Origin of the sequence: Bradyrhizobium barranii subsp. barranii (genome assembly GCF_017565645.3) — a bacterium.
Taxonomy (GTDB): domain Bacteria; phylum Pseudomonadota; class Alphaproteobacteria; order Rhizobiales; family Xanthobacteraceae; genus Bradyrhizobium; species Bradyrhizobium barranii.
The window spans coordinates 9,043,035-9,065,208 of record NZ_CP086136.1 but is presented as its reverse complement, the minus strand read 5'-3'; the positions used below and the strand labels follow the sequence as shown (position 1 = coordinate 9,065,208).

The 22,174-nt window shown below is 61.0% G+C and carries 18 protein-coding genes and 6 pseudogenes; 12 read left to right on the top strand and 12 right to left on the bottom strand.

All coding sequences use genetic code 11. The features are described from left to right. Window positions 1-217 precede the first annotated feature (217 nt). Complete coding sequence (locus J4G43_RS44105) at window positions 218-955, top strand: glycoside hydrolase family 12 protein (RefSeq protein WP_014497847.1); 738 nt, start codon at window positions 218-220, stop codon at window positions 953-955. A 91-nt stretch (window positions 956-1,046) separates the two neighbouring features. Then, window positions 1,047-1,169 (top strand): hypothetical protein, encoded by a 123-nt coding sequence (locus J4G43_RS55510; RefSeq protein WP_256461375.1) that lies wholly within the window; start codon window positions 1,047-1,049, stop codon window positions 1,167-1,169. Window positions 1,170-1,650: 481 nt separating this feature from the next. On the opposite strand, the pseudogene J4G43_RS44100 reads toward J4G43_RS55510, so the two are convergent. Then, window positions 1,651-1,857, bottom strand: a pseudogene (locus tag J4G43_RS44100) (IS256 family transposase); the annotation flags it as partial. Window positions 1,858-1,932: 75 nt separating this feature from the next. Here J4G43_RS44100 and J4G43_RS44095 point away from each other — a divergent pair. The 4 genes from J4G43_RS44095 to istB all read left to right on the top strand — a co-directional run bounded on the left by J4G43_RS44095 (window position 1,933) and on the right by istB (window position 5,337). Then, window positions 1,933-2,103 carry a hypothetical protein gene (locus J4G43_RS44095; RefSeq protein WP_162130978.1) on the top strand — a complete coding sequence of 57 codons (171 nt, stop codon included), beginning with the start codon at window positions 1,933-1,935 and terminating at the stop codon, window positions 2,101-2,103. 116 nt (window positions 2,104-2,219) lie between these two features. Beyond that, on the top strand, window positions 2,220-2,360 hold the full coding sequence (locus J4G43_RS44090; protein ID WP_154694111.1) for a hypothetical protein: 141 nt from the start codon (window positions 2,220-2,222) through the stop codon (window positions 2,358-2,360). A gap of 655 nt (window positions 2,361-3,015) precedes the next feature. Next, the gene (gene istA / locus J4G43_RS44085; protein ID WP_060907903.1) at window positions 3,016-4,557 is read left to right on the top strand and encodes an IS21-like element ISFK1 family transposase; all 1,542 of its coding nucleotides are present in this window, start codon (window positions 3,016-3,018) and stop codon (window positions 4,555-4,557) included. Between the two features lie 18 nt (window positions 4,558-4,575). After that, window positions 4,576-5,337: an IS21-like element ISFK1 family helper ATPase IstB gene (istB, locus tag J4G43_RS44080; protein ID WP_011090937.1), complete on the top strand. Its 762-nt coding sequence runs from the start codon at window positions 4,576-4,578 to the stop codon at window positions 5,335-5,337. 270 nt (window positions 5,338-5,607) lie between these two features. On the opposite strand, the gene J4G43_RS44075 is transcribed toward istB, so the two are convergent. From J4G43_RS44075 to J4G43_RS44065, 3 genes and pseudogenes are all read right to left on the bottom strand, one after another. Continuing rightward, window positions 5,608-6,737, bottom strand: a protein-coding gene (locus J4G43_RS44075) for an IS3-like element ISRj2 family transposase (RefSeq protein WP_129557670.1) whose coding sequence is annotated in 2 segments (ribosomal slippage) — window positions 5,608-6,485 and window positions 6,485-6,737 — 1,131 coding nt in all. Because the reading frame shifts where the segments join, the coding sequence is not laid out codon by codon here. Between the two features lie 70 nt (window positions 6,738-6,807). After that, window positions 6,808-7,830 (bottom strand): annotated as a pseudogene (locus tag J4G43_RS44070) (IS701-like element ISBj6 family transposase); the annotation flags it as partial. Window positions 7,831-8,210: 380 nt separating this feature from the next. Next, window positions 8,211-9,224, bottom strand: a pseudogene (locus J4G43_RS44065) (IS91 family transposase); the annotation flags it as partial. A gap of 169 nt (window positions 9,225-9,393) precedes the next feature. Between J4G43_RS44065 and J4G43_RS44060 the strand changes: the two are divergent. Genes J4G43_RS44060 through J4G43_RS44050 form a run of 3 tightly spaced genes read left to right on the top strand, consistent with a single transcriptional unit; the run spans window position 9,394 to window position 12,514 of the window. After that, window positions 9,394-10,623 carry a tyrosine-type recombinase/integrase gene (locus J4G43_RS44060; RefSeq protein WP_225004627.1) on the top strand — a complete coding sequence of 410 codons (1,230 nt, stop codon included), beginning with the start codon at window positions 9,394-9,396 and terminating at the stop codon, window positions 10,621-10,623. After that, window positions 10,623-11,528 carry a tyrosine-type recombinase/integrase gene (locus J4G43_RS44055; protein WP_028153991.1) on the top strand — a complete coding sequence of 302 codons (906 nt, stop codon included), beginning with the start codon at window positions 10,623-10,625 and terminating at the stop codon, window positions 11,526-11,528. Before J4G43_RS44060 ends, J4G43_RS44055 begins: the two co-directional genes overlap by 1 nt. Next, window positions 11,525-12,514, top strand: a complete 990-nt coding sequence (locus J4G43_RS44050) for a tyrosine-type recombinase/integrase (protein WP_028153990.1) — start codon at window positions 11,525-11,527, stop codon at window positions 12,512-12,514. The genes J4G43_RS44055 and J4G43_RS44050 overlap by 4 nt, the downstream gene beginning before the upstream one ends. A gap of 81 nt (window positions 12,515-12,595) precedes the next feature. Here the strand turns inward: J4G43_RS44050 and J4G43_RS44045 are convergent. The 3 genes and pseudogenes from J4G43_RS44045 to J4G43_RS44035 all read right to left on the bottom strand — a co-directional run. Further along, window positions 12,596-12,814 (bottom strand): annotated as a pseudogene (locus J4G43_RS44045) (transposase zinc-binding domain-containing protein); the annotation flags it as partial. 20 nt (window positions 12,815-12,834) lie between these two features. Further along, on the bottom strand, window positions 12,835-13,695 hold the full coding sequence (locus tag J4G43_RS44040; RefSeq protein WP_028153988.1) for a tyrosine-type recombinase/integrase: 861 nt from the start codon (window positions 13,693-13,695) through the stop codon (window positions 12,835-12,837). Between the two features lie 65 nt (window positions 13,696-13,760). Continuing rightward, window positions 13,761-14,567 carry a RiPP maturation radical SAM C-methyltransferase gene (locus J4G43_RS44035; RefSeq protein WP_225005462.1) on the bottom strand — a complete coding sequence of 269 codons (807 nt, stop codon included), beginning with the start codon at window positions 14,565-14,567 and terminating at the stop codon, window positions 13,761-13,763. 232 nt (window positions 14,568-14,799) lie between these two features. Between J4G43_RS44035 and J4G43_RS44030 the strand changes: the two genes are divergently transcribed. Continuing rightward, window positions 14,800-15,096, top strand: a complete 297-nt coding sequence (locus J4G43_RS44030) for a hypothetical protein (RefSeq protein ID WP_208088618.1) — start codon at window positions 14,800-14,802, stop codon at window positions 15,094-15,096. A gap of 175 nt (window positions 15,097-15,271) precedes the next feature. Here J4G43_RS44030 and J4G43_RS44025 read toward each other — a convergent pair whose 3' ends face one another. From J4G43_RS44025 to J4G43_RS44015, 3 genes are all read right to left on the bottom strand, one after another. Then, window positions 15,272-15,658 carry a hypothetical protein gene (locus J4G43_RS44025; RefSeq protein WP_225005460.1) on the bottom strand — a complete coding sequence of 129 codons (387 nt, stop codon included), beginning with the start codon at window positions 15,656-15,658 and terminating at the stop codon, window positions 15,272-15,274. A gap of 46 nt (window positions 15,659-15,704) precedes the next feature. Beyond that, the gene (locus J4G43_RS44020) at window positions 15,705-16,799 is read right to left on the bottom strand and encodes a radical SAM family RiPP maturation amino acid epimerase (RefSeq protein WP_224516873.1); all 1,095 of its coding nucleotides are present in this window, start codon (window positions 16,797-16,799) and stop codon (window positions 15,705-15,707) included. Between the two features lie 80 nt (window positions 16,800-16,879). Next, window positions 16,880-17,245 carry a Nif11-like leader peptide family natural product precursor gene (locus J4G43_RS44015; RefSeq protein ID WP_011084781.1) on the bottom strand — a complete coding sequence of 122 codons (366 nt, stop codon included), beginning with the start codon at window positions 17,243-17,245 and terminating at the stop codon, window positions 16,880-16,882. A gap of 213 nt (window positions 17,246-17,458) precedes the next feature. Here J4G43_RS44015 and J4G43_RS44010 point away from each other — a divergent pair. Beyond that, a pseudogene (locus J4G43_RS44010) lies at window positions 17,459-18,453 on the top strand (IS481 family transposase). 251 nt (window positions 18,454-18,704) lie between these two features. On the opposite strand, the gene J4G43_RS44005 reads toward J4G43_RS44010, so the two are convergent. Then, window positions 18,705-20,024, bottom strand: a complete 1,320-nt coding sequence (locus J4G43_RS44005; protein ID WP_011084785.1) for a type II toxin-antitoxin system HipA family toxin — start codon at window positions 20,022-20,024, stop codon at window positions 18,705-18,707. Further along, on the bottom strand, window positions 20,024-20,275 hold the full coding sequence (locus J4G43_RS44000) for a helix-turn-helix domain-containing protein (protein ID WP_011084786.1): 252 nt from the start codon (window positions 20,273-20,275) through the stop codon (window positions 20,024-20,026). Before J4G43_RS44000 ends, J4G43_RS44005 begins: the two co-directional genes overlap by 1 nt. A gap of 474 nt (window positions 20,276-20,749) precedes the next feature. Here J4G43_RS44000 and J4G43_RS43995 point away from each other — a divergent pair. After that, window positions 20,750-22,093, top strand: a pseudogene (locus J4G43_RS43995) (Wadjet anti-phage system protein JetA family protein); the annotation flags it as partial. Window positions 22,094-22,174 lie beyond the last annotated feature (81 nt).

The window sequence follows — 22,174 nt, the reverse complement described above, 5'->3', positions numbered from 1 at the left end:
ATCCGGCGCTCCAAACGGCGGATGATTCGAGGTTGATCACCTCAGAGACTACGCCGCTTTCAATTCCAACCAATCCTGCGGCGGGACCCTGTCTGAAATCCGCCAGCCTGTCGGGAACGCAACCCGGAGCGCGAGAAAAATAGCACGTCTGGCTCTGCGCATAATGGCCCAACTCTTGCGAGGGGCGAGCGGGCAAAGGTCAGGTTGGAGATTGAGAATGGCGAGCGTGTCAAAGCTAAAGGTGTTTGCGGCCCTGAGTGCGGCCAGTGTTGCGCTTGTGCCAATATCGGCAAAAGCTCCGATATGGAGTTCGAGCGCTCAATACGGGAGCTTTTCAATCGATGGCTACAGTTGGAACAACGACGTATGGGGCAGGGGCGCAGGACCCCAGACTATCTCGGTGAGTGCTGTCAACCAGTGGGGGGTGTGGTCGAACCAGCCTGATACTGGTGGCATCAAGAGCTATCCCCACGAGGGTTTCAATGTCGGCAAACCGCTCAGTTCGATCAACACTCTGATCTCGAACTTCAATCAGGAAGTTCCGACTAGCGGCGCCTGGGACGTCGCCTACGATATCTGGGATAGCTCAAATCAGTATGAGATAATGCTCTGGACGAATTACACCGGCAATCCCGATGGTGGCGGCAACGTCAAGCCCATTTCTTACAAGTACGCTTCTTCCGGGGCGGCGATACCGATCTACACAAATGTCGATGTAGGCGGAGCGACTTGGAACGTGTTTCAAGGAGAAAATCACCATAAGGTCATCTCATTCCTGCGCACTTCGAAGACCAACAGTGGGACGGTGGATATCAAGAGTGTCCTGCAGTGGATCAAGTCTAAAGGGTACTTTGGGGAGATAAACGTCGGCAACGTCCAATACGGCGTTGAGATCACCTCCTCTCCAGGTGGGATGAACTTCAACTTCAATAATTGGACCCTGACATCGAGGTGAGTACCCACGGTCGGTGAGGTGAAGTGGCCTCGGATTTTGGACCGGCGGCTCAGATGGTGCGGATGCCGTTTTGTTTTGATAAACGGAGACCATGAAGAAGAACGAGACGGAAAATCGAAGCAGCGCTGAAGGCAAAGATAGCCTTGGAGCCGCTGCGAGAACAATCAAAGGTGACGGATCTGGCGCTACCAGCGGTGGAGAGAAAATTACGTGAGGCAACAACTCAGTTCAGGAACATTTTCGGCCAGGCAATGCGACAGCTCCCTAGCAAACATGTGGAGCTGATCGCACCGGACGAAAATCGATTCGCACAATGCTCACGCTGCGTGGGCAGCCCGTCGGGGGCTGGGTGGTTTGTTGCGGGGGCGACGTCGAGAAGTGGACTCTTCGCCTAGTCGCCCTCGATCTTCGTTCGCAATCCCCCGAGGAGAGAAACATGTCGTGGGACGACCAGCAATTCTAACGGACGAAAGCTGTGCCGCTGCTCCTACCTTGCAGTGCGCCCGTTTTTCACAAGCTCAAAGAAATAGCGAGCGAAATACGCAATTTTGGATTTTCGCATCACCACCGAACTTTCGGCACTGTTCTTGAAACGGGCCATTCCGCACCTCGCCGAGTTGGGTGAGAACGATCAATGCCCGCTGCGCGGCCTTTCGTGAGCGAAGGTAGCGGGAGATGTCCCGATCGCTGTTGAGCGCCGCGCTCGTGACGTGGGCAACGGGCTTGATCGTCATGCGATCGTGGTGAGCTTGAAGGGCCGCACGCAGAACCGACGATTTCTTATGCGCCTTCAATCATCGGAAACCCTTGTTGGCCTCGATCATGCCGGCCGCGACCCATCGCAAGGTCATACCGGCATCCCGCCGGCGTTTGACGTTGCGCGTGACCCGGCGAATGGTGCCCTGAAATGGACACCGGTTTTGGGACGAGAGGCCAGGTTGGAAAAGGGCCGCTCCGTTTGATCGACGGAGGGCATGATGACGAAGAAGACGCGACGGAAGATCGACGCGGTGTTGAAGGCAAAGATCGCACTGGAAGCGGTGCGGGAGCAGGCGACGGCTGCCGATCTGGCCCAGCGCTATGAGGTTCACCGAACCAGATCTATGCTTGGAAGAAGCAGCTGCTGGACCAGGCGGCCCGGCTTTTGACGTGGGTGTCGGGCGCGAGAGCGAAGGAAACGCGCGAACGCGAGATCGAGAAGCTGCACGCCAAGATCGGACAAACTGACGGTCGAGCGCGAGTTTTTAGCGCGGAGGTCCGGAAGATGAGCACGCCGGACCGTCGAGGAATGCTCGAGCGCGTCGACCAGGCGCTGTCGATCCGTCGGCAATGCATGTTGCTCGGCATCGCCCGTTCTAGCGTCTACCGGCCGCTACAGCCGGCCAATTCAACGACCTTGCCCTGATGCAGCGGATCGACGAGCTGATCACCGCCTGGCCATTCCTGGGCTCGCGGCGAATGACCGCGATGCTGAGGCTGAGGGGCTTGCGGTCAATCGCAAGCGCGTGCAACAGTTGATGCGCAAGATGGGCATCGCCGCGCTGGGACCGAAGCCGAACACGACAAAGCCGGCGCCGGGCCACAAGATCTCTGTCCCGATCTGCTGCGCAACATGAACGATCGACCGGCCGAACCAGGTGTGGGCGGCCGACATCACGTATCTGCCCATCGGCCGCGGCTTTCTCTATCTCGTCGCCATCATCGACTGAGCGAGCCGTGCGGTTCTGGCGTGGCGGCTGTCGAATACGATGGACGTCTCATTCTGCGTGGCGGCTCTGGACGAGGCGCGGCGACGTACGGCACGCCGGAGATTTACAACACCGACCATGGCAAAGGCGTTCTCCGATCGCATCCGCCAGCGCGCTTCCGCTCGCGGTTACAAATGGCTGCGCGTTTCGCGGGATCGTGAGCGCGGATTTCAGGGGATCGTGAGCAGAGATTTCAGACGATCGTGAGCAACGATTTCGCGGGATCGTGAGCAAGGCTTTCGGAGCCTTGCAGCGCTTCGGCCGACAACTCAACCGGCTTAGGGATGACCTCGTGGTTAACGAGGAAGTCCAATGCCTACCCAGAGATTGTCGATGCGCCGGATCAAGGAAGTCCTTCGGTTAAAACATTTTCAAGGCCTGCCAGAGCGGGCCATCGCGCGGAGCGTGGGCGTCAGCAACGGCGTTGTGCACAGCTACCTGAGCCGCGCCCGCTCTGCTGGGTTGAGCTGGCCGCTTCCGGAGGGAATGACCGATGAAGACCTGGAGCTTTTGCTTTTCCCGGCCCCACGACCAGCGTCTCAGAGCCCGCAGCGGCCGGTGCCCGACTGGAGCTACATCGATAAAGAGCTCCGCCGGCGCAACGTAACCCGTCGCCTGCTCTGGGAGGAGTATCGCGCCGTTAATCCCGACGGTTTCGGGTACACGTGGTTCTGCACTACCTACGAGGCCTGGAAGGGGCGGGTCCGACCTTCGATGCGGCAGATTCATCTGGGCGGCGAGAAGGTGTTCGTGGATTTCGCCGGCGACACCATCGACATCGTCGATCCGCTGACCGGGGAAGTGCAGCCGATGAAGCTGTTCGTCGCGGCGATGGGCGCTTCGAACTACACCTACGCCGAGGCCTGCCCCAGCGAGAGCTTGGCCGACTGGATCCGGGCCCACGTCAACTTGTTCACGTTTTTGAGCGGAACGCCGACGTTCGTGGTCTGCGACAACCTCAAAGCCGCCGTCAGCAACCCCGACCGCTACGATCCCGGCCTCAATCGCACTTATGCCGAGATGGCGAGCCATTACGGCACGGCCATTCTCGCCGCACGGCCGCGGCGCCCAAAAGACAAGGCGAAGGTCGAGGTCGCGGTGCAAATCGCCCAGCGCTGGATTCTGGCCCGGCTGCGCAATCAGCGCTTCTTTTCCCGGGCCGAGCTCAACGCCGCCATCAAGACACTCGTCGACGAACTCAATGCTCGTCAAATGCGTGGCTTCGGCTCAAGCCGCGCCGAACTGTTTGCCGAACTCGACAAACCCAAGCTAACCCCGCTGCCAGATCAGCCTTATGCCTTCGCACGCTGGAAGCGCTGCCGCCTCGCTCCCGATTATCATGTCGAGGTCGACGGCCATTGGTACTCCGCGCCGTATCGTCTGATTGGCGAGCTGGTCGATGCCCGTATCGACGATCGGACGGTCGAGATCTTCCACAAGGGCCAGCGGATCGCCAGCCATGCCCGCGCGCCCAACCGACGCGGACACACCACCATCGCCGACCACATGCCGAGCGCCCATCGCCGCTACGGCAAATGGACCCCCGCCGCGGTGATCGCCGCCGGCGAGCGGATCGGTCCTTCGACAGCAGCGTTTTTCCAGGCCGTGATCGACGCCCGGCCCCATCCAGAACAAGGCTTTCGAACCTGCCTTGGCATTCTGGCGCTCGTCAAAAGCTACGGCGCCGAACGCCTCGACGCAGCCTGCCGGAGGGGCATCCTCATCAAGGCGCGCTCCGTCGCCTCGATTAGATCGATCCTCCAGAACGGCCTCGATCGCACGTTCTTCGACGAATCTTTCGAGCACCAGCCCCTGCGCCACGGCAATATCCGCGGACGCGACTACTTCCACTGAAGCAAGGAGAGACCCGGCATGCTTAACCACCCAACCCACGAACGGCTGATCGAGCTTGGCCTGACCGGAATGGCCAAGGCCTTCGAGGAGCAGCGCCGATCGCCCGATCTCGAAGCCCTGCCGTTCGAAGATCGCATCGGCCTGTTGGTCGACCGCGAAGCCGCCGAACGCGACACCAGGCGGCTCACCACGCGCCTCAAGATCGCCGCACTGCGCCAGACTGCTTGCGTCGAGGACGTCGATCTGCGCACCCCGCGGGGCATCGACCGCGCCGTTTTCGCCAAACTCGTCGAAGGTCGCTGGATCGATCGCCACGAGAATTTGCTCGTCACCGGGGCAACCGGCCTGGGCAAAAGTTGGTTAGCCTGCGCGCTCGGCCACAAGGCCTGCCGCGACAACCGATCAGTCCTCTATCATCGCGTTCCAAGGCTGTTCGAGGCGCTCGCGCTCGCGCGCGGAGACGGACGTTACGCTCGGCTCCTCAAAAGCCTCGGCCGCGCTCAGCTTCTGATTTTGGATGATTGGGGACTATCGGTGCTCACCGCCGCGGAACGCCGCGATCTGCTCGAAATCCTCGAGGACCGCCATGGCCGCGCATCCACCATCGTCACAAGTCAGCTCCCCGTGGACACCTGGCATGGAGCCATTGGGGACCCCACGGTCGCCGACGCCATTCTCGATCGCCTCGTCCACAACGCCCACCGCCTCCAGCTCACCGGAGAAAGCATGCGAAAACGCAGCGCCAAAACCATCACCCTTGACGGCCAACCAGAACACTGACTCTATCTCCCATCGGCCGTAGCGGGCTGCTCACGATCGTCTGAATTCAGTGCTCACGATCGCGCGAAATCGATGCTCACGATCCGTGAAATCCGCACAAATGGCATCTGGACGAGGTCGTTATAGAGCTGGCCCCGGTTGTTTGGACAGCGCCCCGCTGGATTTAAGTGGATTCCTGCCGGGTTATGCTGAACGCGGGGCTTTACGGTTTTGTCGTTGCGTCGGGAGGGCGTAGCCCGACCAGAGCGACGACAAAACCGTCGGCGACGGTCATGCGGCCATCACCATAGCTTGCGTGCCGAAGTAAGCCTCGTCGGGCGTGCGCCCGTCAAGGCTCGAGTGAGGGCGTCCCTGATTGTAGAAGGCCAGATACTTGGCAATTGACGCTCGCGCCTCGGACACGCTGTCGTAGGCGCGGAGATAAACTTCTTCGTATTTGACCGTGCGCCAGAGCCGCTCGACAAACACGTTGTCGCGCCAGGCGCCCTTGCCGTCCATGCTGATGGCGATCTTCGCGTCCAGCAGCACATCGGTGAACTCGAGGCTGGTGAACTGGCTGCCCTGATCCGTGTTGAAAATCTCGGGCCTGCCGTGCTTCGCCAACGCCTCCTGGACCGCTTCGACGCAGAAGGCCGCCTCCATTGTGATCGAGACGCGATGGGCCAGGACCCGTCGGCTGAACACATCGACGACCGCCGCGAGATAGACGAAGCCACGCCGCATCGGAATGTAGGTGATGTCCATTGCCCACGCATGGTCGGGCCGCTCGATCTTCAATCCGCGCAACAGGTACGGGTAGATCTTGTGACCCGGAGCCGGCTTGCTCGTGTTCGGGCGACGATAGACCGCCTCGATCCCCATGCGCTTCATCAGCGTCGCGATGTGGCGGCGACCGGCGTATACGCCCTCCCGCCGCAGCAACGATCGCAGCATACGCGCTCCCGCGAAGGGATAATCGAGATGCAGCTCATCGAGCCGACGCATCAAGGCAAGGTCCTCGGCCGAAACTGGCCGAGGTTCATAGTAGACCGTGCTGCGAGCCAGCTTCAGGACCTTCGCCTGGCGCACGATAGAAAGATCATGATCGCGGTCGATCATCGCTTTGCGCTCAGCAGGCCCGCCTTGGTGAGCGCGCCGGACAAAAAATCGTTTTCCAACGCCAGCTCGCCGATCTTGGCATGTAACGCCTTCAAATCGACCGGCGTCTCGGCCGATGTCTTGTCATGCCCAAACACGCCGGCGGCGCCTTCCAGGAGCTGGTTTTTCCAGATCGTGATCTGGTTCGGATGAACATCAAACAGTTGCGCCAGCTCCGCCAGTGTCTTGTCGCCTTTGACCGCAGCCAAAGCAACCTTCGCCTTGAATGCCGGAGAATGCGTCCGGCGGCTCTTCTTCGTCATCTTCGCTCCTGATTCGCAGCAAGAATCCTCGCCGCTGTCAGGCAGAAAATCCACTCAAGCTACTGTCCGAATTTGCGGGGCCAGCTCTGCTCTCCCCGGAGGCACGTTGCTCGCCAATGAGCCAGACTTCGTCGCCTGGGAGATGCTGCTGACCTTTATCCCATATCCGCTGCGGAGGGCCGTCGGCGGTGCGGACACGGAGGGCAGCAAATCGGGCTTTGAGCCGACCTTTCGTCCCGCTACGCCAACTCACGGTTTTCCATTTGGCGCTGGCCAGCATTTGTTCTGCCGCAATCGATAAGATATCGGGCACGTGGTGCTTTCGTGGTTTGCCACGGACTTTGGTGATCGGCCAAATGAGCTTCACATCGACGGGATACACTTTCTGGTGCCGAGGGATACCGACCGCCCAGGCCAGCCCGCGCTCTGTTAGCCCTTGTCGAAACGGTGCGCTGAGGCCGTATCCTGCATCCGCCAGCACACATCCAAAGCGCATGTTGGCTGCCATCGCGCGGTCAATCTCGGCCAAAGCGATCTCCGGCTTGGACCGTGGCGTTCGGTGTTCGATTGGCACGCGAGCGCGCTTCAAACGGGGCATGTCGCTTGTCCAGCTGTCAGGCAGAAAGAGACGTAACGCGACCATCACTGGCACTTCGCCGCGCGCAAGCGTTAAAGACACCAGCGTTTGGCAATTTGCAGTTTTACCGAGAGCCGATGCGTATTGCGCCGCAACACCGACCGATCGCTCACCCTTCTTCGGCAGTGAGGTGTCATCAATAACCAGCACCGCATCCCTGCCGCCGACGAGTCGGTCCGCCTGGTTGAGCAGCTCTGTCTCCAGCGGCGTCGCGTCCCAGACACCGTCGGCAATGAAATGGTGCAACTGGTCGTAGTTGCTCGTGACAAGGCGTTCCGCCATCGGCTGAACGCTCTTGCGATCGCCAGGACCGATCAATCCCGCAACATACAGAGGACACATCCGCTGCCGGGTCTTATGACCCAGCCGGTCCAAGAACGGCATCAGCCAGCGTTCGAGTTCGTCTTCCCATCCCGGCATGGTCAGCCCTCCAAGAGCCGACCACCCATGAATCATTGAAAAATTGATTCGGGAATCTGGAGGGTTCTGTGAGGTCGCGCTCACGCGAGGGCGCGGCAAGCGCTTATAACGCGACCTCATTGAAGCCGGATTGAACGAAGGCGCGGGAGAATATGCACGGTGGTGCGGCTATGGGGATAGTTTGAGATCGCGGGTTGCTATCGGCAGACTGCGGAGCTGACGCGGCGACGTTTTGGTTGCGCAATGGCGGCAACTTGAGACAGAGAGCATTTTACCGGCTGTAGCGATCGATGGCCCGCTGCATCGAATAGTTTCCGGCGCGCTGTTTGGCCGCACGGATTCGGCAGCGTCTGCGATGATCGAGACGATGGGATCATAATGACGAATGACGATCTTCGTGCACGGCATGAATTGGCTCACGATGTGTCGCACCGGAACGATTGGGTTGGAGCGCCGGAACGACTGAAGCTGTGTCGAAAGCGCTCGATGATGCGCATGACGCCACCACAATCAGGACAGGCGGGAACCTTGGCCCACGTCAGAGCGTCCGAATCCACAGGCGACGGCTTGCCATCGTTTGGCGGTGTCCGCTCACGATCGAGAAGTTTGCGGCAAAGGGCGAGTTTGGCAGCGCGATGGCCGTTGGCCATGAAGCCGAAGTGGCGGATGCGATGGAAGCCATCGGGCAGCGTGTGAAGAAGGAAGCGGCGGATGAACTCGTCGGCCTCGAGCTTCATGATCTTTGTCGCGCCGTTCTGGCGGTAGTCCTTCCAGGTAAAGGCGACGTGATCCTCGTCGAGGGCTACGAGCCGGCTGTTGGCGATTGCAACGCGATGGGTATAGCGGCCGAGATAGGCCAGCACCTGCGCGGGGCCGCCGAACGGCCGTTTGGCGTAGACGACCCAGCTAATGCGCCGCATAGCGACGAGGTGAGCTGCGAAGGCAGCAGGCTCGGCCAGGGATGCGAGATCGCCGAAGAAGTTCAGGGTGCCGGCGTCGAAGGCGGCGGTCAGACGTTCGAGGAACAGGCGTCTGAACAGCCGGGCGAGCGGTTTGACGGCCAGGAAGAAGTTTGGTCGGCTGGCGATCCAGTGCGCGCTATCGGGCGAGAGGCCGCCGCCCGGCACGACGCAGTGGACGTGGGGATGGTGCGTCAGCGCCTGCCCCCAGGTGTGGAGGACGGCGACGACGCCGATCCCGGCGCCGAGCCGGCGTGGATTGGCGGCGAGCGTCGACATTGCCTCGGCGGCGGCATTGAACAGGATCGCATAAACGATGGCCTTGTTCTGAAAGGCGATCGCGGCGATCGGAGCGGGAAGTGTAAAGACGACGTGGAAATAGGGAACCGGAAGCAGGTCAGCTTGACGCGCGGCGAGCCACGCGGCTCGGGCTCTCCCCTGACACTTCGGACAGTGCCGGTTGCGGCAGGTAATGGGCATCACCCATTACCTGCCGTATGGGCAAAGCCAGTAATGGGGAGCTGCCAATCGCGATCACCGTATTTTCTTGTGGATTGCCGCTCTCGAGCTCTCCATTACAAGTCGCTCGTGCGGCCCCGTTGGGTCGGCCACTGATGGCCGGTCACATACGGAGACGGACATGTTGGAGACGTACTTCTCGGCAGCGAAGATGCTGGGGCATCTGCGCAGTGGGCCGAGCGGGCCTTACCTTGACGGGTTTGCAGCGGCGCTGGAGCGGCAGGGCTATGGCCCCGAGACAGCGGTACGCTATTTGCGAGCGGCGGCTCACATCGGTCATGTTATGGCCGAGCAAGGCGCGGGCCTGACGGACGTTGATCTCGCCGCGTTCGGCGAGCACCTGCGCACTTGCCGGTGTCCACGCGCCAAAGGCGGCCGGCGCAACCACCACACCATCTACGGTGCCAGGCTCTTTCGTCGGCACCTCGTCGAGCTCGGCCTTTGCCGGTCCGCGGTGGCGGCAGCACCCGCCGAGCCGCAGCTGGTCGCCGACTTCAAAACGTGGCTGCGCAAGCATCGCGGCGCATCCGATGCCACCATCAGGCTCTACGCCCGCGACGCCGCGGGCCTGATGATGCATCTTCGATCTGACCCGGACGGCTGGAGGCCGAACGATGTCCGCAGTTACTTCCTGGAGCGGGCGAGCAATAGCGGGAGTGGCACGATCGAGAAGATGACAACGAGCCTGCGGGCCTTCCTGCGGTATCTCGCAGTCGCAGGCCGTTGTCAGGCAGGTCTCGACGGCGCCGTTCCAGCCTACGCTCATTGGCAGCTTGCCGACATGCCCCGGTATCTGTCGACCGAGCAGGTCGACCGGCTGATCGCTGTCTGTGACGGCGACGTCGGTGGGCGCCGGCGTGATCGTGCGATCGTACTTTTGTTGGTGCGCCTCGGCCTGCGGGCCGGTGACGTGGCGCAACTGCGTCTCGCGGATATTGAGTGGCAAACGGGATCGCTACGGGTCTGCGGCAAGTCGCGCTACGAGGTCCGGCTGCCGCTACCGCAAGACGTCGGGGATGCGATCGCCGCCTACCTCGAATGCCGGCCGTCTACCGGCCGGAACGATGTCTTGTTCCTGCGCACGATCGCGCCGAGCCGGCCATTCCGACGAGGCGACGGCATCTCGTCGGTGGTCAAGCGTATCATGAAGCGGGCCGACATTGTGGCGCCGGTCAAAGGGGCCCACACTCTGCGGCACACCGCGGCGACCGAGATGCTGCGCCATGGCGTGCCGCTCGACAAGATCGGCCTCGTCCTTCGGCATCGCGGCATCGACACGACGGCCTATTACGCAAAGGCCGACGTCGCGCTGCTGAAGCAGGTTGCTCAGCCTTGGCCGGAGGCGCTCTGATGCTCGACGCCATCGAGACCTATCTCGCGCTCCGCCGCACCACGGGCTTCGCGATGTCGACCGCGGAGCACCTGCTGAAGAGCTTTGCCGCCTTCGCGGCCGAGCGCGGACAAACGTACGTCGAGACAAAAACAGCGATCGACTGGGCCGCGCTCGGACCATCCGTCGCGCAACGCGATGCACGGCTCAGAGCCGTCTGTCGCTTCGTACGCCATGTCCGGGTGGAGGAAGTCGGGCACGAGCTGCCGCCGGCAAATCACTTCGGCGCCCGCAAGAAGCGTCGCACGCCGCACATCTACACGACAGACGAGATTAGTCGGCTGGTCGAAGCTGCGCTGCGGCTTCGGCCAACGCGCGGCTTGCGCCCGCACACGCAAGCGACCTTGATCGCGCTGCTCTCATCCACCGGGCTCAGGATCTCCGAAGCCCTGAAGCTGACGATCGCGGACGTGACCCGCGACGGTCTGCTGATCCGCGAGACCAAGTTCCGCAAGACCCGACTGGTGCCGCTGCACGACACGGCGGTTGCCGGCTTGCAGCGATACCTGGCACGTCGCGGGCTCGGCTCAGACGATGATCCGGTCTTCATCGACAAGCCCGGTCGGCCGCTACGCTACATTGCCGTCAAGGAGACCTTCGACAGGCTGGTCGACAAGGTTGGCATCAGATCGACGTCGGCTCGCCGTCCTCGCCTGCACGATCTACGGCACACGTTTGCGGTGCGCGCGCTGCAAGGCAGCCCTACCGGCCGGGGCCGGTGCGGGGCGCACATGGCGGCACTCGCGACCTACATGGGTCACGTCAACATCTATGCGACCTACTGGTATCTCGAGGCCACGCCCGACCTCTTGCGCGATGTCGCCATGGCCGGCGAAGCGTTCATCTCCGAAGGGAGGTCAGCATGACGCCGATCGCTCCCCTCATCGAGACGTTCCTGCGCGACACACTCGCTTGCCAGCGGGGCGCCAGCCAGCACACGAGGGACTCCTATGCCTCGAGCTTCCAGCTGCTGTTCGTGTTCGCCGCCGACCGGCTCAAGGTCAAACCTTCGGCGCTGACGCTCGAACAGATCGATGCCGGGCTCGTCAGCGCCTTCCTTGAGCATCTTGAGGACGAGCGCAAAAACGCGGCCGTGACGCGCAACGTTCGCCTGGCGGCGATCAAGTCGTTCTTCCGCTTCCTCGAGTACCGGCAGCCGGCGGCGCTCGAGCAGATCCGCCGTGTACTGGCGATCCCGTTCAAGAAAACTGACACGCGCCTGGTACCCTACCTTCTGCGCGAAGAGCTCAAAGCCGTGCTCGACGCTCCCGATCCGGCGACACGCGATGGCATCCGCGATCGCGCAATGCTGCACGTGGCCGTCTGCGCAGGGCTGCGCGTCTCCGAACTGACGGGCCTCAAGGTCGATGACATCGACCTGCCTTCGATGAGCATCTGCGTGCTCGGCAAGGGACGCCGGGAGCGGACGCTGCCGTTGTGGAAGCCGGCGGCTGCTGCACTGCGTGCCTGGCTGGCCATCCGCGGGCAGGTCGCGACACCCGAGGTGTTCGTCAACGCCCGTGGTGAGCCGCTGAGCCGATGGGGCTTTGCCTATCTGCTCAGGCAGCACGCCGCGACTGCGGCTCGCAAGCAGCCCGGTCTCGCCAAGAAACGCGTCTCGCCCCACGTGCTCAGGCACACCTGCGCGATGGTCGTTCTGCAAGCGACCCGGGACATCCGGAAGGTGTCGCTGTGGCTGGGCCACGCTACGCTGACGACCACCGAGGTCTACACGCGCGGCGATCCAACCGAGAAGCTCGATGCGATGGAGGCGATCGTGCCGCCCCACCTGCGGCGCGGCGTCTTCCAGCCCACCGACCAGCTGATCGAACTCCTCAGGCGTACCTCGTAATGGAGAGCGGGGTTGGCGGTGATTGGTGCAGGAGCGCGATCAAATTGCCGCCAGCTCCCCATTACTGGCTTTGCCCATAAGGCAGGAATTATAGGCAACGCGTGTCGTGCCGCAGTCGTCGCAAGCCTCCATGTGGCCGCCGAGCGCCTCGGTCCGGCACGCAACGATCGCGCTCATCACGCGCCGCTCGACCCGCCCCAGATGACCGGCATGTACACGGCGATAGGCGTCGCCATGCCGGCGCAGAATATCGGCAATCTCGATGGCGGGCCTGTTGCCGCGGCTGTCGGGGCGGATCATCACCCGCATCCCGCCGCGGATCATCTAGGTGGCGTCACCTCCAGCGACAGGCGATCGAGCGGGCTCTGCGTCGCCCGGATCGTATCGGTGGCGACCTGCGTGTAGCGCGCTGTCGACGACAAATTATTGTGCCCGAGCAAGACCTGGATGATCCGGATATCGGTTCCGTTCTCGAGAAGATGCGTCGCGAAGCTGTGGCGCAGCGTGTGGAGCGTGACGCGCTTGGTCAGGCCCGCAGCCTTCACCGCCGACCGACAGGCGGCGTGCAACACGGTCTGATCGATCGGATGATCTTCGTCACGACCAGGGAACAGATAAAGCCGCGGCCGGGCGAGCCGCCAGTAGGTGCGCAGGATGCCCAGCAGCTGGGGCGACAGCATCACGTTGCGATCCTTCGCGCCCTTGCCGTGGCGCACCTGGATGACGCCGCGGGCGCTGTCGATGTCTTCGATCCGCAGTCCCGCGACTTCGGAGGCCCTGAGTCCGGCCGCATAGGCCGTGGTGAGCGCGGCGCGGCTCTTCAGGCTGGACACGGCCTCGAGGAACTGAACCACTTCGTCGGCGCTGAGAACGACCGGCAGCTTGCGCGGTTCTCGCGCATAGGGAATGCGCTCCGGGATGAGTGCCTCGCCGAGCGTGACGCCGTAGAAAAACCGTAGCGCACAGACGATCTGGTTCAGCGCCGGCCATGAGATGCCGGTCGAGACCAGATGCACCTGGAAGGCGCGGACGTCTTCCAGCTCTAACCGGTCAGGCGATCGGCCAAAATAGCGGCTGAACTTCGAAACCGCGCTGATGTAGGATCGTTGCGTCGCCGGCGACAGGTTGCGGACGGTCATGTCTTCGATCATGCGGCGGCGAAGAGGGCTCAAATCGGCCATCTCGATACTCCTGTCTGAGGGGGGGATGGGCTCCAACACCCACATCCTCTCAGCCAGGAGGCGATCTACGCCACCTTGCCTCTCACGCCGCGGCAGCGGCTTCGTTCAATCCTATAAAACGCGGCAAAATCAACAATCTGCCAAAGTAGTGCTAAGTCGCGCGTCGACGCCGCGGGATAGCCGGCCTCGCGATGCGTCGGGCCGAAAACGCCAAATGGCAGGTCAGCAGGCGGGATGTCTCTGCCGCGATTTAGGATGTCCCAACACAGCGGGCCGATCAGTGCGTCGGCCTCGCCCGACACGACATAGTCGACCCATGGGAAACGCGCGTGAGTGCTGCGCCCCATTACCGACTCGCAGTTCGCTCCACCCATGAGGGTGACAAGATCAAGTGAGCGCTCGCTCAGCCGGCGCAGCAACGCGAGCGAGGGGACATGCTGGGTGAAGGTCGAGCTGCACCCGACCATAGCCGGCCGCTTCGCCAATATCTTGTCAGCCGTCCAGTCGATAAACCCGCCGATGAGCGAGCGCAGCCTAAGGAAATTCGCGCGACGCTCGGCCATACCTTTGCCTGCGTGTATCGGGTTGCGCTCGAAATAGAGGTCGAGGAAGGCGTTTTGTTCGGGTTCGAAGTCGGGAAAAGCAATGCCCGCGAACAGCCAATCAACCAGTGCCTCCTCTGGCGGGCAATTCTCAAGAGGTCCATAGTCGGCGATGCCTATGTATTCTAGAAACCAGATGTTGGCATATGCTATGGTGGATTGCAGTCCAGCCTGGGTCAGCGCTGATTTCAGCAGACCAAGCGCCAGTGACGGCCTTTCGACTGCCGACACAGGCATGTTGACTAGGACGATTGGCACAGCGATACTCATAATCATTCCACGTTATTCATGATGTGCGCACAGGTGCGTTCGCCATGCCATAGTCTCATGCGCCGGACGGCAAAGTGAATTCTGCGCGACTCCTGACTGGAGCCGTGAACATGAAGTCGCTAATTCGGCTAGTGGGCAGCCCGCTTCGAGCCACGATTTCCGCGTCACGTTCGTTGCCCGGCGACTGGACGGCATGAGCAAGCAGAGAGTGCTGGAGCCGAACGGGGAATAATTGCCTGCACGCGGCTCCGCTCTGGTATTTAGCGGCGCCACCCTCGAGTGCGACTCGCTGTTTTTCATCATTGATGAACGGACTGACGTCGTCATTCACATGGACCTATCAAAGTTTCAGGCGCGTCGTCGTCCTAGCAGGGATCACCGCCAGTGCAAGTTGCAGTGGCGCGCCACGAAAAGCCACGACCTCTCCGGAACCAGCGGCACCGTCGTCTGGCAGAACCATTTGATTGACCACTGGGCGGGGCAAGCCATTCTCGACTTAACCGCGTGCGTGCCAGTCGTGCACCGCTGATGCCCGAAATGAGGGCTTGGCTCGAAGCCGCAAGCGCGGAACCCCGCTGGTCTTCTTTTGTCACGCCGGTTGTGCACGCCACGAAGCCAGGGACCGTGGATGCGGAGCGGCATGTCATCGCGCTCAGCACTGCTGGATGGTGGGATGCTGCTGTCGCTTGAGGCTAAGTAGTGCCTCAATGCGAATCGGCACAATCTGCACCCGTATGGGAGGACGCGTGTTTGACTCCTTCGATGCGCCTCGTCGTCCAGTCACCGGTCTGCCAGATGAAGCAGTCGTCGAGGTCTTCTTCGATCAGCCCGGTCATGTACAACTGATCGAGCAAGTCGGCGACCCCAAGGAGGGTTGTTCCGTCAGCTGCGACCCGAATAACCAGCTCCGACATTGTGCAGTTGCCGTCCGCGATCAAAGGGCCAACGGAAATCGGGGCGATGTCGTCGAGCACGCGGTGTTCCATGTTGCGTGAGCGAAGATGAAAGCACCGGTTCCCTGCCTTATATTGCAGGTCCCTGCGGAAGCGGATCGGCAGGTCATGGGCTGGGCTCTCGAGCATTTCGATCATGCTCTGCAGCCCGCCCCGGAAACCGTCAGGCGTGCTGAAGAAGCGTTCACCCAGAATGCGGGTACCCGAGAGGCCAGCGATCGCTACCCGGCACCGGCGTCACCAGTCGTAAACGCCCCTGCCGCATATTTACGAGGAAGCCGGAAACGCAGGCGATCGTCGTGTGATTGCGTTCCAGAAAGGCGATTGCACCGTCCTTGTTAGCGCCCCTGCGCTTCTCCTTCCGCTCGCGCGCGCGCCCGACCATGGCCTTTGCTGTCTGCGCCTCCTTGCCCTGCAGGATGAGTTCGACTCCTAGCAACTCCTCAGGCGAAAAGGCCGTGTGAATCTGATTAAGATGGGCCCTGCTCAGCACGGAGAAACGATTCGTCGTCGTGCGATATAGATTGAAGAGCCCGAGCACGTGCCTGGTGAGTGCCGGATCCTTGAGTGGGGCTGCGGTTGTTGTTTGCGGTAACGCGCCCGTAATCTGATAGTAGTCGAACAGAAAGCGATCGTAGTGTGGGTTGTCCATAGGATCTGTGGCCCAGTAGCAGAAGCCCGTGCGGACTGCAGAACCAAACATTTCGCTCGCGACACCAACCACGCCCCGCCAAAGCGCTGCATGCTCTTTGCTATAGTCGTAATAGCCTGTAAAGCGATCGGCCGAGAGGCCACAGAACCAACAACCGACGCTGCAGCCTTCGCTTAGCTCGAAAGCGATTATGGGGTGCGTGAGCGACGCCGCCGACACGCCCAATTGGTCATTGCAGCGCCGGATTTGCCGCTCGCGCCAAGCATGAAAGCGAGGATTGATCGTCGACATCTCGCCTTCGTCGCGCAAGAGGTCGCGATGACGCATCATCTCGCGGAGATACTCATCCCACATCACAGCCAGCGGCCACGGCGCAGACTCCGGCTTGAAGCGGTATTGTTGGTAGCCACCGCGCCAGAGCGGCAGCACCTCCATTGGATCCACATTGATGCCGTACCGCTCTGTTACCGCTCGAGGGGTGGCGATTGCCTCCGCAAGCGCCCTGCGGAACTCCTCGTCACCGACTAACCGCTCCATGAAGCGTTTGAGATGCGATAGCGTGCGCAGTTGCTCCGGGGTACGCCGGTCAAAAATCTGTCGGTAGTGCTCGGCGGCAGCGTGTGTCATTGACGAAGCTTACTTCATGTTTTCATCGCACTTCATCGCCTCCTCGAGCAACCACCCGATGCGGTCAGAGCGAAGGCATGTCAGACCTCGGCCACGACCGCTACAATAACAACCACAACAACTGCAACGGGCTCAACTGCTGTGGCGTGGTCAGAGGCCGCTTCCGCGGCTTGCGCGCCGCTCGTGGCCACCTCTGCAAGGGCCTGAACAGCGCCGGTCGAGATCGTATCACTCGAATTAAAAGTGCCACCGGCGAGCGGTTTAGTCGTCAACTTCTGTCGAGCTCGAATGCAACTTTTAGCTTCATCAGGTGTGAAGCTGTAGCCGAGGCTCTTTCCGATCGCGACAATCGATGCAAGGCCGGTAGCAATTGGTTTTACGCGTTCAAGCAGACCACCGTCGTTCCCCAGATCGTTGACGAATCGCTCTACGTCAGTTCGCGACACAGCCAGTCTCCGTGCCTTTGCTCAAAGTCGCCAAATCATCCATCTCGGGCTCACAAGCGATTGGTGCCGACGCCGTTAACAGGGCAAGAGGCGTGCCGAATTGAAGATTGCTGATTTTTCGTTTTTCTGACCCTGCGTATCGTCCACTTGGTGACACTTTGTTGCCGAACTGACAATCGGCCCGCTACGCGGGACGAGGTTTTCGTTGACAGTATCCAAACGGAGCAGGTTCTTCACGGCTGCGCCACAACGACGGAGGCAATCCGTCGAACAATACAAAATAGTCAAGAGAGCCTGGGGGCGCTGTCCAAGCGTTATGGATCAATCCGAAGACCGTCGCAAAATGGAAGAAGCGCGGTTCGGTGGCCGATCTTCCGACCGGCCCGAGAGAGCCAAAATCCACCAGTTTGTCGCTTGAGAAGGAGGCCATCATCGTCGCCTTTTGCAAGCATGCGCTGCTGCCGCTGGATGACTATGACTGCCTTTATGCTCTCCAGGCGACAATCCCGCATCTGACACGCTCATCGCTTTATCGCTGTCTTCAGCGCCATGGCATCTCACGGCTTCCGACGTGGAGGATGGCAAGGGCGTAAGGCGCAAGTTCAAAAGCTATCTCGGATACTTCCACATCGACATCGCCGAGGTTCGCACCGCGATGGGAGGGCTTTATCTCTTCGTCGCAATCGATCGAACCTCGAAGTGCGCCTTCACCGAGTTGCACGAAAAGCCACGAGTGTCACAGCCGACTTCTTGCGGAACTTGATCAAGGCAGTCCCTTACAAGATCCACACCGTTCTGACGGACAACGGCACCCACTCACCGACCCAAGCGGTGGGAGTTGGACTGTGGCCGATATCAAAGCCATGATCGAACGAAAGCAACCATTTTGGGCTCATGCCTTCGAGGTGGCCTGCGCCCGCAATGATATCGATCGTTGCCTGACCAAGCCTAAGCATCCCTGGACCAACGGCCAGGTCGAGCGGATGAACCGCACCATCAAGGAGGCCACAGTCAAGCGCTTCCACTACGACACGCATGACGAGTTGCGCAGCCACCTCGCCGACTTCGTCCGCGCCTACAACTTCGCTCGCCGGCTGAAGACCCTGAAGGGCCTCACGCCCTACGAATACATCTGCAAATGCTGGACTTCCCAGCCAGAACGATTCAAACTTAATCCGCTCCAGCAAATGCCGGGACTAAACACCTAGTTTGGAAACGCAGTCGCTGTTGGAGCTTGCATACGGACGGCGCGGGCCGCTCGCCGTCGAAGGAGAGCGGCAATCGCCGTTCTTGAACCGGGCCCGTTTCTTGAGCCGCTGGTTGGCTGCTTTCGGGCAACGCTCCCTGTTGCTGATCGCGCTGCTGCTCCTCTGGTAGGCAGCTTCCAGGTTTGGTTTGGTAGATCCGGTCTTCCTGCCACCGTTCACGGAGGTCATCGTACGCTTGCGCAAACCGGCGATCATTCACTACTCTTGAGCACAGCCAGCGAATTCACACGGCGCTTTGCGCCATCAGCAATCGATATGGCCATCTTCTCCGGAAATCCTTTTGGAAGCGCATTCAGCACCTGATCTATGGCCTTTGCGGCTGTATCGCCGAGCTGCTGGATGACAACCTTGACTGTTTTGTCGGGTAGACCGCAGCTTTTCGCAGTCTGCACGAAATGTCGGCCGAGAACCGTGTGGACGATGTAATGCCGGTTGCTGCCGATCGCCATGGCCAGCTTCATTTGGTTTTGGCTGATCTGTCCAGCGTCCAAGCTCGGTTGGGTCGAAATGATGTCGTAAAGCGGTGCAAGATGAAAACGACCGCCCGGCGCCAAATGAATGCTAAAATTCTTCGCGTGGCCATCGGTGGCGGCAAGCAGCCAGAACACGATCTGCGCCTTGAAGAAAATGGCCTGGTCGTCCTCAGGCGTATCGCTGCCCTTGAGGAAATCCGAGATTTTGCGGATGCCGGGTCCGCCATCGGATTCATACTTTCGCGCGGGTGGAACGGACAGCGCCTGGCAGCAGTCTTCCTGCGGCAGCCGCAACAGGCGGCCGTCGCGCGTCCAGATGCGATCGAACCGCTCAACTGCGAGCACGCGGCGCCCGGCGAAATCGATGATGCTTGATTTGGCGACAGGCAAGCCGAGTGCCGCAACCAGCTCAAGGCACAGATGCTCGTTTTCAACGCTGCCGGTCAGGTCGATTCCGTTCGGCAACTTCCCGATCTGCGGCTTGATAATGTGCGTAGTTGCGGTCGTGCCATGAGGCACGTGCCACTTGTCTTTCCAGTAAAGCAGCGCTGTCTTTTCCTGCGCGCCCGCGAGAGAAATGCGGAAGTCCTGGTCGGGGCCGATGCCGAGCGGATTGCTGGCAAGGTTGCCGAGAATGGCGGCGATCTCCTGATCACTAGCGGCGCGGCCATCAATGGCGCCGGCGCCCCCGGGTGCGGCACTGTCGGGAAGGAATTGCAGCGCCCCGATGCAATCGCGGCCGATGGCGGAGAGCAGGCTGTAAGCATCGGCGCCATCAGCATGCGCGCGTTCGGCGACGCGTCGGCGGATGTCGTCATTATCGGGCAGAAGATTGTCAAAAACAGCGACGACGGGATCGCCGATATAACGATCCTCCCGCAATGGCAGCGACACGGAAACGGGGATGGCATTTTCCCACGCGAGCCACTGCTTGTCATACTGGAAATCGATTGCGCCACTGCTCTCGCGCCGCAGCCGCCCGACCAGCCGTGCGTTGAGGTAGACGTTGAGCGGCGCACGGGCAGGGCGACGCGCCATCAGAACAGATCCTCAATCGCTTCAGCCGTCAATTTGGTGCGCGGCCGGATGACCAGCTCGAGGTCGAGCGCGGCCAGCGCATCCATCAAGATGCGCAGCTGCGTTGCAGGTTCACCGGCCTCCAGCTTCGAGACCGTCGCTTGACGCGCATGCATCTTCTCACCGAGGTCCCCCTGGGTGAGCTTCTTCTGCCGCCGGTAGCGCCTGATCCCGGCGCCGATTTGCTGGGGGGTGCGGGCAATCGTATCCATAAAAGCATGATACGCAAACGCGTATAATTTGTCAATATACGCGACCGCGAATATCTACAGATCATACGCTTTCGCGTATACTAGGCATAATACGCAATTGCGTATGAAACCCCGCGATCCCACTGCCGCTCTTATTGAAATTACTAAAAAGCTAAAGCTGATGATCGATGTAGAGCTGGGCTCGAATCTGCCGGTGGGCGAGAGAGCCTCCTCGACATGTCGAACGTTCGTATCACTATCGTGCCAAGCAACTCCTTGTATCCATTTTGCCGCAATAGTAACAACAACAAATTCAATGACTTGAGGCCGGATTGTTCCCGATCTGAGACCGGACGCTAGCTCCGATCGGACCTTTGGAGTCTCGACAAGCTATATTAGAACATACTAAGAACTGATCTTCCGGTTGTGTTTTCAAGACCCACTCTCACTAACATTTTGCCCGGCAGGCCGTGCATTTAGTGCCGCCAACTCAGGATGAGGTCGGGCCCAGGAGCCGCGTCATTGACCTTGTTCCGCCATTTGCATGACGACGCCTTTTTAGCTTTTTCGCGCGATCACAAGCACCTGTACGCAGCGTGTCTGCTGGATCTGCACGAACGCTTCTTTTCAGGCGCGCCGTCGTTCCCGACGCCGCAGCAGGTGGTCCACGCCATCTACGACGTCATGCGCGCCAACCCCGTCCTCTGGAACGAGGGCGATGATTTCGGCAGCCTGCCGGAAATGATCTCCGCGAGACGCCGCCGGATCCGGAAGGCCGACGTCGCGCTCGCTTCCGAGAAGGGCGACAAGGCGCTCGGTCTTGCCCGACAACTATACGCCCGGCTGCTCGTCTGGGGATGGCTTGAAGAGGAGGAATACGGGCTTCGCGTCACTGTGGACATGGCTATGGGACCGCTGCTCGTGCTGCAACGGCTCGCGAGCCTCAACAAGGATCTCTCGCAGCGATTCGGCGGCTTGATCGTGCAAATCCGCCTCAACCTGGAGGCCGTCGAAAAACTGAGGCCTGAGATCACCGACCGCAAGCAGCGCGAAGCCGCGCTCGCCGTCCGCGAGGCGCGCAATCAGGCCGACCAGTTCACTAAGAGTCTGCGGGCCATTCTGGCCGACCTGAAGCGCGTCCGACGGACCGTCATGGAGTCGAAAACAGTCGCTACCCGGCTCGAAGCCTTTTTCGAGGAGTTCATCGAACAGCTCCTGCTGAAGGATTTCGAGTCCATCCTCACCGTCAACCATCCATACCGCTTCCGCGACGCCATCGTCGATCTCGCGCGGAGGATCTCCTACAGCCCGGAAACCATGCAGGTCCTCGCCGAGGAGTACATAGCTTCCAGCATGGCAGCCGACATCGAGGACGGTCGAATGGCCGCGGCCGACGACCTGCTGGCTATCGAAAGCATCTTCGATCAGATCGGGGAGATGTTCGACAGGATCGAGGCCTTCCGCAGGCAGCTCGAAGCCCGGGTCCGCAACACCATTAAGTACGCCGAGCGGGGCGGGCAGGGACTCGTCGGCCGGGCCGGCGACCTGGTGCGGCGCCTGGATGCCTTACTGCGCGACGGCAGGCACCACAAGGCGACAATCGAATGGAGCATCGAGCCGCTGCGGTCGCCCTGGTCGGAGCACCATCAGGCGCCGGCCAGGCAGCCGCGCCGTCCCGTCGAAGCAAGGGAGCTCGCCGAGCCGCCGTCGGATCCGTTGTATGAACTGCGCAAGAAGCTCCGCCTCGAGTACATCGCTCGCATCGCGCCCCGCCCCGAGGATGTCAGACGATTCCTCGAGGGCCAGGTGCCGCCATTCGCGACCAGGGAAGCCCGCTTCATGGAAATCGATACCGTGGACGACTTTCTCGCCTTCGATTGCGCCCGCCGATATGCGCTGACAGGCGAGGTTCCGGCGCGC